Genomic DNA, 11,918 nt, shown 5'->3' on the forward strand with positions numbered 1-11,918 from the left:
AGTAGTACGATGGATGCTTTCAATTCTCGCGAAAACAATCCGGATCGTCCTGATATAGTTCCTAAGGAAGTCAGGACTGAGCCGGTAAAAGATGACAAAAAAACAGAATATAGCGCCATCCCGGCAAGTCGCCTGGACAAACTTAACCAGTTGTTTGAATCCTTTGCCATAGTTTCAGAGGGAGCAGATGTATTCCTCTGTGACATGAAATATGATTATTCAAGATGGTCAAAATCCTTTATTGATTTCTTCAACCTCGATTCTGAGTACATGTTTGAAGCAGGAAAGATTTGGGAAGAGCATATCCATCCGGAGGATCGGGAGGTTTACCGAAAGAGCATAGAAGACATTTTTTCGGGTGCAGCCAATGGCCATGATATGCAGTATCGTGCAGCTGACGGTCAGGGCAGATACTACATGTGTACTTGTCGCGGCATCATATTAAGAGACCCCGATGGAAATCCCGAGTATTTCGGAGGTGCCATCAGAAACCAGACCATCGGCGGCGGAATAGATCCCCTTACGGGTCTCGGAAATCAGATGAGTTTCTTTAAAGAAGTCGGCTTGTGTCTTGAAAAACATATACCGATCAATATAGTCATGTACGGACCCACCCATTTCTCCAGAATAAATGATCTTTATGGCTATGATTTCGGAAATATGCTGCTTCAGCATGTTTCAAGATATCTCTTTGAGGCTTACAGAAATGTCGGTAATGTTTACAGGCTTGATGGGATCCGGATCGCCTTTGTGACCAAATCCCTTACCATGGAGCAGCTCGCAGCGCAATATGAGGGATATCGTAAACGGTTGAAGGAAGGAATCTCTTTCAACGGAGAATATATCGATATGCCCATAAATGCGGGAGCATTATCCCTTAACCGTTTTGACATAGACAAGGATACACTGTTTTCCTGTCTGACTCAGGCTTACTATCAGTCTAAAAATGATTATCAGGGTGCATTCCGCGAGTTCAACAATGACCCTCAAAGTCAAAAGCGGTATCGGATCGATCTCATAAACAAGATCAGAAAAGATGTCCATGAAGGTTGTAACCATTTCCATTTGTATTATCAGCCGGTGGTTGATTCCGAAACAGGGAAGCTTAAAGGAGCAGAAGCACTGATCCGCTGGGCGGATGACGACGGAACCGTGGTTCCGCCCAATGATTTTATTCCTGTGCTTGAGAATGATGCTCTTTTCCCGACACTTGGTGAGTGGATACTGTTTACCGCCATGAAGGAAGGCAAAAAAATTCTTGAAAAGTATCCTGCCTTTGTTTTAAATGTCAACCTTTCCTATGCACAGCTTCAGGATGATAGCTTTATATACAGAGTGCATAAAAGCTTGAGAAACACAGGATATCCTCCAAAGAACCTGTGTCTTGAGATCACGGAAAGGTGCCGTCTCATAGATATAAGACGACTCCAGAACCTGAACGAACAGCTTCAGCTTGAGGGCATAAGGTTTGCACTGGACGATTTCGGAACCGGCTTTTCATCCCTTGGACTGCTCAAGGATCTCAGCATCGATACCCTTAAAGTTGATCGACAGTTTATCCTTGAAGTAGACCATGACAAACAGCAGCTTGACTTGGTTTCAGTCATTTCAAAGCTTGCCAAGGTTTACGGATGCACAACTTGTGTTGAAGGCGTTGAAACAGAGGGAATGGAAAGTGCCTTGAGGACCTGTAATGTGGATTCCTTCCAGGGATATTACTATTCGAAGCCTTTGCCGTATCAGAGCTTTTTAGACAAATACGGATGTTGATGATTGCTAAGATCATCTGAAAGAAAAAACGCCGGGATAAAACCCGGCGTTTTTTAGCGGAGATGCAGGGATTTGAACCCTGGCGCCGTTTCCGACCTAGCGCATTTCGAGTGCGCCCCCTTCGGCCTCTTGGGTACATCTCCAAAAAATCGTACCTAAAAAATATAATACACCATAACAGCAAAGTCAAATGGGAAATCGTTGGTAACGGCTAAACCGGGGCATGAGCAGGCTTGAGCCGTAGGACATACATTTATATATGGGTAGCCTGCGTCATAAAAATCTGAAAGCAGCTCCCTAAGCGGTTTTGCCCATGCCCCGGCTGAACTGTTGGGAAAATCCCGTATCCTGTGTTATAATGTGCCGGTGTTTAACTTATCATCCAAAAGTAAAGAGGCAGAATTTGAAAAAAGCAAAATTTAACAACAATTTCAGAAAAGCAGTTGCTTTGTTTTCGGCAGCTGTTCTCACCATAACCACAGGCTGTGCATCCGTACCTGTTTCGGCACCCGAAAAGAAGGAGCGTTTCACTGCTCAGTTTCTTGATGTGTTCGATACTATCTCCATGGAGATCGGCTATGAAGCAACCGAAGAAACCTTCAAGGAGCGCTATAATGCTTCCCATGAGCTTCTTCTTAAGGAGCATCAGCTTTTTGATATTTACAATGACTACGACGGTATCAATAATCTGAAGACCGTCAATGACAACGCAGGCATTCAGCCGGTAAAGGTTGACGAAAAACTGATAGAGCTTATTAAATGGGGCAAGGATATCTATTCCCTTACGGATGGTAAAGTAAACATTGCCTATGGCGCAGTTTTGAGGCTCTGGCACGAAAAGCGGGAGATAGGTATGGCAAATCCCGAAAAGGGTGAACTGCCGGATGAGGAGGCATTGAAAGAGGCCGCTAAACATACTGACATAAATGATATCATCATCGACGAAGCTGCAGGAACCATCTACCTTCAGGATCCCGAAATGAGTCTGGATGTAGGCGGCATAGCAAAGGGCTACGCAACAGAAGATGCAGCAAGGCTGCTTGAGTCCGCAGGCTCTGACAGCTTTATGCTTAATCTTGGAGGAAACCTCCGGGCCATAGGACTAAAGGACAATAAAGATAAATGGGTATGTCCGGTTGAAAACCCCACTTACCGTGACTCACAGACTGGAGACCAGTATTCGGCCATAACTTATCTTGATGGTATGTCTCTGGTTACTTCCGGGGATTACGAACGCTACTATGTTGTGGACGGAAAGCGTTATCATCATATCATTGATCCCGATACACTTTATCCCGCAGCTTACCACCGAAGCGTCACGATCCTTACCCATGATTCGGCACTGGCAGATGCGCTGTCCACTGCACTTTTCAGTATGAGCATTGAAGACGGAAAGAAACTCATACAATCTGTTTCCGACGGCAGCAGCGTTCTGAGAAAAAGCGACAGAGTGGGAAGGGTAGAAGTAATGTGGATCTCTGAAGATGGGACGAAAACCTTTACAGACGGATTTGAGGATTTCACTAAATAACAAAAAATTATTTACTGAGACGGTTCTCGTCGAGACGGAAGTCCGTCGACACATCAAAGTATTTGGCGATCCGGATGATATAACCATCACCCTGGTTCGTTGTCCGCCCCTAAAGATACCGGCTGAGGGTACTGCTTGAAAGGCCGACTCTTTCGGCAAGTTCGGCCTGGATGATTTTCCTGCTTTTGATAAGGTCCTGGATACGCTGTCGGGTATCGCCGGGAAGATAAGTGTCAGACATGGCAGCCTCCTCTCGTTGCAGTTTGTGTCAGAACAGCTGATTTTCTTTCATAAACGGCGCGATATTCACATGAACAATTCCGCTGCGATGCTGAATCAAATCGTTCCGAGTGATTACATATTTCGGATAATTATCTTTGATGCTTTCTAGAGGCCGGTATTCTCGATCCTCTGTGTCGATGCTGTTCATGATTGTCATAGCAACCTGGATATAGGAGTAATCTGTATTGTTTCGTTCGAGAATAAAATCGCATTCCAGCTTCCCAATTCGGCCGACGCTGATGTTATAGCCTTTGGATCTAGCGTAGGTATAAACGATGTTTTCCAGCGCTGGACCGTAATTGATTCGTTTGTCAGTATTCAGAGCAAAGTAAAAACCCAGATCAGCAAGATAGTATTTCTGCTCTCCGGAAATCGATTTGCGGGATTTTAAATCAAATCTTTCGCAGGGGTAAATGATCTTTGCTTCCTCTAAGATGTGAATATAACGGTTCAGCGTTTCCCTGCGGATTGGGCATCCATTTCTCTTCAGGTCCTCAAGGATGTTGGTCAGGCTCATGGTAGCACCAAAATTATTGATGATATACCGCTGAACGTTTTCGAAGACAGATACCTTGCGGACCTTTACTCTCTTACGAATATCTTTCTCAAAGATTTCCTTAATTACGCCTCGGATATAGGCCTGTTTATCAGCCCCTTCATACGACAGTGCTTTCGGGAATCCGCCTTCAGTAAGATATAAGTCAAACTCCGAGGTCAGATCCGGCGACACCGGTTTTTTCAGAAAGGTTTTCATTCCAAGATATTCTGAAAAACTCAGCGTAAAAACCTCAAATTCCAGATAGCGGCCGGTTAGTTTAGTGGCAAGCTCGCCACTTAAAAGATATGAATTGGAACCCGTGATGAAGATAGAGTACTCTTCCTCCTCCCGGTATCCGTTGATCACTTCTTCAAAATCATTGACATTCTGGATCTCATCGATAAACAAATACTTCGTTCCCTCTGCAGCAGACCGCTCTTCGATCAATGCATCAAGCTGGTCAGCTGTTTTTATTTTTCGAAAGCCACGTTTATCAAGGTTCAGGTAGATGATATTTTCATCACGGACACCATTCTCCTTAAGCTCCATGGAGATCGTTTCCATCAGGCAGGATTTTCCACACCGCCTGACGCCCGTAATGACTTTGATAATACCGGTGTCATGATAAAACCCTCTGATCTTCTGCAGGTAGTCTTCCCGTCTGTAAAGCTTCATCTGAATCAGCCTCCATGTCATTTCGTCTTCCTGATGTTTTGCGATGCCATCATAGCACAAACACGCGTTATTCGCAAGTTAAAGCGGTAACTTTTGAAAAAAATATAAAAGCAACCGCTTTAACTGCCACTTTTACTCGCTCGTGGTTTTGCTGGCGGAAAAGAAGCTGGGAAGCTGGGGATCCATCAGTTTTTTTAAAAATCCTGTTGACAAGATTTGTGCCTTCATGTAGTATATACAAGTCGCTTGAAGCGACGAATTATTTTAGCGCTGTCGCCAAGTGGTAAGGCAACGGATTCTGATTCCGTCATTCCCAGGTTCGAATCCTGGTAGCGCTGCTCTTGTAGCCTTACAAGTAAACAATTTCATATAGCGCTGTCGCCAAGTGGTAAGGCAACGGATTCTGATTCCGTCATTCCCAGGTTCGAATCCTGGTAGCGCTGCTTATTCCGGTTCACACCATGTGAATCGGATTTTTTTATTCCATTAGCCAGATTTCAAAACAGTTCAGCCAGAGATATGACCAGCCGAAACCGGCGGGTATCCATTTAAAAGCGTTAAGCTCGACACTCAACTTTTACATTTTTCTGAAAACAATCAAAAATGTCTTGTTTTATTCCAATTAGGTAGTACAGTTAATACAGATGGTACAAGTGATACAGTTTTAGAGGTGAACCATGTTTTTATTGAACCTTCAAAGCAAGGAGCCCATATTTGAACAAATCCAGGCTCAGATACTAAGCTTTATCGAAGCCGGCGTACTGAATCCCGGCGACAAGCTCCCCTCTGTCAGACAGCTGGCTACGGAAAACGGCATTAATCCAAATACGGTTGCCAAGGCCTATGCTCTGCTGGAACAAAAGGGGTATGTTTACAATCTGCCTAAAAAAGGCGTTTATGTTGCAGAGGTCAATCCGGAAAACTCCAGACTCATCCAGATAGAGACTCTGCTCAAACCTCTTAAAAATAGCGGCATAACAAAAGAGGAGATCCTAAAAGCCATCGATAAACTTTATGAGGAGGCTCAAAATGCTTAAGATTGAACATTTATCCAAAAGCTTTGGAAAAAAAGAGGTACTGAAGGATTTAAATCTGACAGTCAATGATAAATCCATCGTGGGCCTGGTGGGCATCAACGGGGCAGGAAAATCCACCTTACTCCGTTCCATAGCGGGAGTTTACGAACCCGAAACGGGCAGCATAATGCTGGACGGAAGAAGCACCTATCATGACATGGAAACAAAAAAGATGATTGCCTTTGTCAGCGATGAGGCTTATTTCCCCATTGGATCCACTATCGAAAGTCTGAAGCTTTTTTATGAATCCATGTACAACTTTGATCCCGATGCCTTCAGGAAATATCTCGATATGTTCGAGCTAAGCCCAAAAGCCTCCATCTCAACCTTTTCAAAGGGAATGAAGAGAAGGGTATCCCTGCTTTTTGCATTAGCCATCCATCCCAAGCTCCTTCTTTTGGACGAAGCTTACGACGGACTGGAGCCTCTTGCCAGACTTCATTTTAAACAGGCTCTCACAGACCTTTTGGAGGATGAAGAGGTGTCAGTAGTCATATCCTCACACAGCCTTAAAGAGCTGGAGGATATCTGCGACAGCTTCGCAATGCTTGAAAACGGAAGCATAATGAGAGGCGGAGACCTGGCAGAATCAAAGGAAAATATCAACAAATACCAGCTGGCCTTCACAGATGAACACACAAAGGATGATTTCAAGGATCTGGACGTACTCCAGTTTGAAAAGGAAGGTCAGGTATACAAGCTGATAATCCGGGGCGATATGGAATCTACAGAAACAAGGCTCCGTGAAATGAACCCCATACTTCTCAATGTCCTTCCGATAAACTTTGAAGAACTATTCATTTACGAGCTTGAAAAAAAGCATTGATCCAACGAATGCCTAAGCTGTTTAAATATACAAAACTTTTTACCGGGAACCATGCACCGGAATGGAGATATTATGAATAAAAATTATTTCAAATGGCTGATAAAAAGCAGAAAAGTATCCCTCCTGTTTTTCATTCTGATCTACATAGGATTTCAGCTTATTCCCTTCACAAGCTTCGATCCCGCATACCCCAAAGACACCTTTATAGCCGGCGCCAACATCGGCTGTGTTTTGTCCATACTGCTCACCATGGCGATGCCTGTATATCTGTTTGCATACATCCACAGAAAAAGCAGTGTCGACATGTATTTTTCACTGCCGGTTTCACGTAAAGAGCAGCTCATCACGAATCTTCTTTTGACATGGCTTTTATCCTACGGTTGCTTTTTTGCAGGAACCACCCTTATATGGCTCGTCCATGCCCGTGACGTCATACTCATGAGAACCTTTGTGTCTCTGCAGCTTTTTTCCGCCTTTTCCATTGCTGTCCTCATCTTATTCCACTCAGCTGTCTATGCACTCACAAATTCCGTATTTGACGGTGTGGTTATGATAGGAGCATATACAGTTCTTCCGGGAATAGTAGCTATCTCGGTCATGTCATTTTTGTACTCCATGATCGCCGGCCGGAACATCCCATCAGACAGCCTTGTGAACCAGATAGGCATACTGTTGTCCCCCATATCCATGTTTTTTATAAACACCGGAGCACTTCTTGAACCTGAATACAGCGACACCGGCTTCATGACACTTTATCTGCTGCCAATGTCTTTCATCATGGTTATATCCATGATCCTTCTAAGGCATCACTTTATAAACAGAAAAGCAGAACGTGCCGAGCAGTTGTCCGATGACATCCTTGCATATCCTTTCATCATCAATGTTTACCTCCTGCTGATCCTTCTGGACCTTTCATGGACGGTAGTATCAGACAGCTTTGAAGGCCTGCAATTCGTGTACCTGCTTTTGTTCTTTATCTACATCGTGGCTTCTTTTGTTTATAAAAGATCAATTAAGATTTCCTATAAGCCCATTGTTCTGTTCCTGATCTTTTGTATCGGCACCATGGGCTTTGCAAAACTTGGTTGGGCAACGGAAGGCTTTGGTCTCAGCAGCCTGCCCTACAACCTTTACTCAGAAAAATACCTTTGTTACCAGTACAGGGCAGACGTAAAGCTTGAAGATCTAAGCCTTGATAATTCTGACAATTATGATGAGAATTATGCCAATGTCTCCTTCATCCTCACGATACCCACGGAAAACAAGGCGGATTACAAAGACATAATTGAGAAGCTGGAAGCCTACCGCAAACAATCCAGATCCAGATTCTATAACCGGAATACCGGTTACAGCTCCGTCTGCTTTGAGGTTTACAATAAAAAAGCAGAAGATGACTATCGTGAATACAATGACTACAGCTACACCGGCGCTTATCCTTTTTCAGAAGAGGAGCTGAAAGAGATTAGCAGATATTGTGATGTAACCGTTTATCCCATCATAAACAAAGAATCCGGAAGCCTGAAGTCAGGTGATCTTGAAACAATGACTTTAAAGGATTTCCTGGATTTCCGGACTGAACACAAAGAAATAACCAAAACCGAATAAACTAATCTGCCGGTTATCCACCGGGGACGGTTCTCGCCGGCGAGAACCGTCCCCGGTGGTTTACATTGTGCTGAACTTTTTTTATAAAAATATCTACTTTTTAATTAATTCTTCGATAAAGGTTTTCAAAAATCCCTTTCTTGTATTATCATTAATCATGGGTTTAAAAAAGGGATTCAAATATTTTGTCCCTTTATTCTAGAGGGTAGAACCCGGTATGGAGGAAACAATGAAATTAAGAAAATTATCAGCTGTTATGATGGCAGCAATTCTCGCAACCTCATCACCTGTAAGCTCATATCTCGGTGAGATTACGGCATTTGCAAAGAAAGATGAAGATGAGGATGAAAAAGACTATTCCATAGGAGATGCATCCTGGGATACTACTGAAGATTCTGATGGTAAGACACATGTTTATGCTACCTGGTCAGAGGCTTCGGATAAGTCCACCGGTACCATCACAATTTATGTTGATGACAAAAACCGTACAAGCGATGCTACAAGCGGAAGCATAAGTGCATCCACAACCTCAGGCAAAAAAGAACTTACAAGCTATATCAAAAAGATAAATCGTACAGGAGAATACACCTTTAAGATTACCGCAGGAAAGAAGAATAAAGGAGAAGACGAAAAGTCATCATCAGAATCTGATGTTCTCGAAGTTGACAGTGACTTCCTTAAGTCACTTGCTTCATCATCCAGCTCATCAAGTTCTTCAAGTTCATCAAGCTCAGGTTCCTCATCATCTACACCTGGCAGGAGTTCTTCAAGCTCATCAAGTTCAACACCGGCTTCCGGATCTTCACCTGCAGATGCAATGAACGGTGGTTCTCAGAATTCTTCACAGAATTCATCCCAGGCTCCTAACCAGGAGTCTACATCAAGAGACCAGTGGCAGAATTGGGCGCCATACGGATGGGTATATATCGAGAACGGCATTCCCGTAACCAACAGATGGGTTGTGGAAAGCGACGGAAAGTGGTATCACATTGGCACTAACGGATTCATGGATGTGGATAAATTTGTCGATGACGAATATGGACATCATTACGTTGGAGCTGACGGAGCACTGATGTACTGATTATCAGCCGGTCAGGCCGACATATCTGTGTCAGATATCCAGGTTTAGTTACTCACCTAAACAGATGAGAAAATGTATATTATTTTTATAGCTCTTTGAGATTTTAAAATCTTAGGGCAAAAGGGGGAAAATATGAAGGATTTCATAAAAGAGTTCAAGGAATTTGCGATCAAAGGCAATATGATCGACCTGGCTGTAGGTATGATCATCGGTTCTGCTTTTACCTCTTTGGTAAAGGGCATCGTTGATTATCTGGTTATGCCGCTGCTTTCCATCTTTACCGGAAAGCTGGATTTCAGCAATATGTTCGTACCGCTTGCAGGTCAGACCACAAAGGTTTTTTCAGAAGCAGTAGAGCAGGGTGCGGTTTTTGCTTACGGTAAATTTATTACAGAGGCTATTTCATTCCTTATCATGGCTTTTGTTGTATTTCTTTTTGTAAAGGGCATCAACAAGCTCCGCAAAGAAGAGGAAGCTTCTGCTGAAGAGCCTGCAAAGACCAAGGAGTGTCCATACTGCAAGTCAGAGATCAGCATCGAAGCAACAAGATGCCCGCACTGTACATCAAAGCTTGAGGGCTTCAAGATCGATCCTGCTGAGCTCAATGCCTGATATATAAAAAAGCATAACAGCCCACCCGGCTGAACTGTTACAAAAAGATCGCCGCGCAATGCGGCGGTCTTTTTTCTTATATACAGCTTATGCGCCAATATACAAAAAATCGGCAGTTCTTTTTTCCTTGATTTTATTTCAATCAGCGTTTAATATACTTTAAACGCCTTGGAAAGACCGTATCAGGCGATACTGACTTTCCGGGCATGTAACTACTGTTGGACAGGATAACAGGCACCTTAAGGAACGGAACACCCATAAACCAGAGACTTTCAGGCAGGTTTTACGGGAACGTAGAACCTGCCTTTTCAGATTCAGGAGACATTTATGTACGAAATAAAAGAGAGAGTAAGATATTCGGAAGTGGGAGGGTCACAGGACATCACCATAACTGCACTGGTCAATTATCTTCAGGACTGCAGTACCTTTCATAGCGCCGACATTGGACTTACACTGGACAGGCTGAATGAACTCCATAAGGCATGGCTGCTCAGCTACTGGGATATTTACGTAGAAAGGATGCCCAGATTATATGAGAACATCACCGTGGGTACAAGCCCTCATGCTTTCAGAGGAGTGCTTGGCCGCAGAAATTTCTGGATAAAGAATTCTGAGGGAAATTACCTGTTAAGGGCCGACAGCATTTGGTTCTGTTTTGACACGGAACGCCAGCGTCCGGTCAAGATAGATGAAGAAATGGTTAGTTCTTTCGGAGAACTGGAGGATGTTCTTAAGCTCACTGCCGGAGACCGCAAGGTTCAGGAACCGGAGGAAATGGTTGAGGCACCTGCCATTAAGATCGAGCCCCATCACATCGATACCAACCACCATGTGAACAATGCCCGGTATCTTCAGATTGCGGACGATGTGCTTTCAGCGGTAACTGAAGGAAAGGAGAGCTTCACTTCCGGCCGTATAAGAGCAGAATACCGAAAAGCAGCCGTTCTCGGAGACATTATGATCCCCATGTACGGAAAGAGTGCCAATGGCGGGATAGTAGTCAGTCTCCGGTCAGAAACAGGAGATGTATTCTGTAACATAGAATTTCTGTAAAATGGTTTTTCACCGGGAATTCCGGTTTCACACGTTCATGTATATTGCAGCTTCAAGAGCATTATTTACATAAACTTTTATTTTAGTCCGACTGCACCGGTAAATATCGGCAGTTAAGTTTTTCAGAAAGGTTTAATCATGATCGAATTAGGAAAGAATCAGACATTAAAGATTGCAAGAGAAAAGGATTTCGGAGTTTATCTTGAAGACAATGAAGGCGCTTCCGTTCTTCTTCCGAAAAAGCAGGTTCCCAACGGAAAAACCATAGGGGATGAATTATCGGTTTTTGTTTACAAGGATTCCAGAGACCGCCTTATAGCAACCACCCAGAAGCCACTTGTGTCAGTGGGAGAGATAGCAAAGGTAATGGTCAAGGATGTTACCAAGATCGGTGCTTTTGTAGACATTGGACTGGAGAGAGACGTGCTGCTTCCATATCACGAAATGAGATATGAAGTAAAAAAAGGTGATTCTGTGGAAGTATATCTTTATGTGGATCACTCACAGCGTCTCGCCGCTACCATGTACACAAAGAAGCATGCAAACGCAACCGTTATTAAAAATGACGAAATTAAGAGCTATTTTTATGAGCAAAATGCCGATGAGGTTTTGAGGATATTGACAGAAAAGTTCGAAGGACATGTACCGTACACCGACAAAACTGTACAACCTGACGAAATTCAGCGGGATTTCGGTATGTCAAAGGCTGCTTTCAAGCGTTCTGTAGGCAAATTGCTGAAAGAAGGCAAGATTAAGATAACAAAAACTTCGATTTTTTGTCTTTATTAACAAAACCGGTTTTCCTGTCGGACACTTTGTCTAAATATTCACATCTTTTTTTGGGTAGCTGTGCCGTAGAGATTAAATAT

11 protein-coding genes and 3 tRNA genes are annotated in these 11,918 nt (G+C 43.5%); 11 read left to right on the top strand and 3 right to left on the bottom strand.

Annotated elements, in window-relative coordinates:
- The first annotated feature begins 9 nt into the window (after window positions 1–9).
- A complete protein-coding gene (locus tag G625_RS0102280; RefSeq protein ID WP_029199829.1) occupies window positions 10–1,770 on the top strand; it encodes an EAL domain-containing protein in 1,761 nt (586 codons plus the stop codon).
- Between the two features lie 57 nt (window positions 1,771–1,827).
- Here the strand turns inward: G625_RS0102280 and G625_RS0102285 are convergent.
- Window positions 1,828–1,913: transfer RNA gene (locus tag G625_RS0102285), tRNA-Ser, on the bottom strand.
- A 260-nt stretch (window positions 1,914–2,173) separates the two neighbouring features.
- Between G625_RS0102285 and G625_RS0102290 the strand changes: the two genes are divergently transcribed.
- On the top strand, window positions 2,174–3,301 hold the full coding sequence (locus G625_RS0102290) for an FAD:protein FMN transferase (RefSeq protein WP_242826577.1): 1,128 nt from the start codon (window positions 2,174–2,176) through the stop codon (window positions 3,299–3,301).
- Between the two features lie 109 nt (window positions 3,302–3,410).
- Here the strand turns inward: G625_RS0102290 and G625_RS22240 are convergent, their stop codons facing one another.
- Both G625_RS22240 and G625_RS0102300 read right to left on the bottom strand, forming a co-directional pair.
- Complete coding sequence (locus G625_RS22240) at window positions 3,411–3,542, bottom strand: helix-turn-helix domain-containing protein (protein ID WP_156884996.1); 132 nt, start codon at window positions 3,540–3,542, stop codon at window positions 3,411–3,413.
- A 27-nt stretch (window positions 3,543–3,569) separates the two neighbouring features.
- Window positions 3,570–4,796, bottom strand: a complete 1,227-nt coding sequence (locus G625_RS0102300) for an ATP-binding protein (RefSeq protein ID WP_029199831.1) — start codon at window positions 4,794–4,796, stop codon at window positions 3,570–3,572.
- A 266-nt stretch (window positions 4,797–5,062) separates the two neighbouring features.
- On the opposite strand from G625_RS0102300, the gene G625_RS0102305 reads away from it, so the two are divergent.
- The 9 genes from G625_RS0102305 to G625_RS0102345 all read left to right on the top strand — a co-directional run bounded on the left by G625_RS0102305 (window position 5,063) and on the right by G625_RS0102345 (window position 11,838).
- A tRNA-Gln gene (locus tag G625_RS0102305) sits at window positions 5,063–5,134 on the top strand.
- A gap of 33 nt (window positions 5,135–5,167) precedes the next feature.
- Window positions 5,168–5,239 (top strand) — tRNA-Gln (locus tag G625_RS0102310).
- A gap of 234 nt (window positions 5,240–5,473) precedes the next feature.
- Window positions 5,474–5,833, top strand: a complete 360-nt coding sequence (locus G625_RS0102315; protein WP_029199832.1) for a GntR family transcriptional regulator — start codon at window positions 5,474–5,476, stop codon at window positions 5,831–5,833.
- Window positions 5,826–6,698 (top strand): ABC transporter ATP-binding protein, encoded by an 873-nt coding sequence (locus G625_RS0102320; RefSeq protein ID WP_029199833.1) that lies wholly within the window; start codon window positions 5,826–5,828, stop codon window positions 6,696–6,698. The genes G625_RS0102315 and G625_RS0102320 overlap by 8 nt, the downstream gene beginning before the upstream one ends.
- 72 nt (window positions 6,699–6,770) lie before the next feature.
- A complete protein-coding gene (locus tag G625_RS0102325) occupies window positions 6,771–8,303 on the top strand; it encodes a hypothetical protein (protein ID WP_029199834.1) in 1,533 nt (510 codons plus the stop codon).
- 229 nt (window positions 8,304–8,532) lie between these two features.
- Window positions 8,533–9,384 carry a hypothetical protein gene (locus G625_RS0102330; RefSeq protein WP_029199835.1) on the top strand — a complete coding sequence of 284 codons (852 nt, stop codon included), beginning with the start codon at window positions 8,533–8,535 and terminating at the stop codon, window positions 9,382–9,384.
- Between the two features lie 132 nt (window positions 9,385–9,516).
- The gene (mscL, locus tag G625_RS0102335; RefSeq protein WP_029199836.1) at window positions 9,517–9,996 is read left to right on the top strand and encodes a large conductance mechanosensitive channel protein MscL; all 480 of its coding nucleotides are present in this window, start codon (window positions 9,517–9,519) and stop codon (window positions 9,994–9,996) included.
- 327 nt (window positions 9,997–10,323) lie between these two features.
- The gene (locus G625_RS0102340) at window positions 10,324–11,049 is read left to right on the top strand and encodes an acyl-[acyl-carrier-protein] thioesterase (RefSeq protein ID WP_029199837.1); all 726 of its coding nucleotides are present in this window, start codon (window positions 10,324–10,326) and stop codon (window positions 11,047–11,049) included.
- Between the two features lie 138 nt (window positions 11,050–11,187).
- A complete protein-coding gene (locus G625_RS0102345) occupies window positions 11,188–11,838 on the top strand; it encodes a S1-like domain-containing RNA-binding protein (RefSeq protein WP_029199838.1) in 651 nt (216 codons plus the stop codon).
- Window positions 11,839–11,918 lie beyond the last annotated feature (80 nt).

The sequence above is a fragment of the Oribacterium sp. NK2B42 genome, from assembly GCF_000424445.1.
GTDB lineage: Bacteria > Bacillota > Clostridia > Lachnospirales > Lachnospiraceae > Oribacterium.

Coding starts and splice junctions, on each gene's coding strand:
- G625_RS0102320 (WP_029199833.1), top strand. CDS start 5,826: ATGCTTAAGATTGAACATTTATCCAAAAGCTTTGGAAAAAAAGAGGTA.
- mscL (WP_029199836.1), top strand. CDS start 9,517: ATGAAGGATTTCATAAAAGAGTTCAAGGAATTTGCGATCAAAGGCAAT.
- G625_RS0102325 (WP_029199834.1), top strand. CDS start 6,771: ATGAATAAAAATTATTTCAAATGGCTGATAAAAAGCAGAAAAGTATCC.
- G625_RS0102300 (WP_029199831.1), bottom strand. CDS start 4,796: ATGAAGCTTTACAGACGGGAAGACTACCTGCAGAAGATCAGAGGGTTT.
- G625_RS0102315 (WP_029199832.1), top strand. CDS start 5,474: ATGTTTTTATTGAACCTTCAAAGCAAGGAGCCCATATTTGAACAAATC.
- G625_RS0102340 (WP_029199837.1), top strand. CDS start 10,324: ATGTACGAAATAAAAGAGAGAGTAAGATATTCGGAAGTGGGAGGGTCA.
- G625_RS0102280 (WP_029199829.1), top strand. CDS start 10: ATGGATGCTTTCAATTCTCGCGAAAACAATCCGGATCGTCCTGATATA.
- G625_RS0102345 (WP_029199838.1), top strand. CDS start 11,188: ATGATCGAATTAGGAAAGAATCAGACATTAAAGATTGCAAGAGAAAAG.
- G625_RS0102330 (WP_029199835.1), top strand. CDS start 8,533: ATGAAATTAAGAAAATTATCAGCTGTTATGATGGCAGCAATTCTCGCA.
- G625_RS22240 (WP_156884996.1), bottom strand. CDS start 3,542: ATGTCTGACACTTATCTTCCCGGCGATACCCGACAGCGTATCCAGGAC.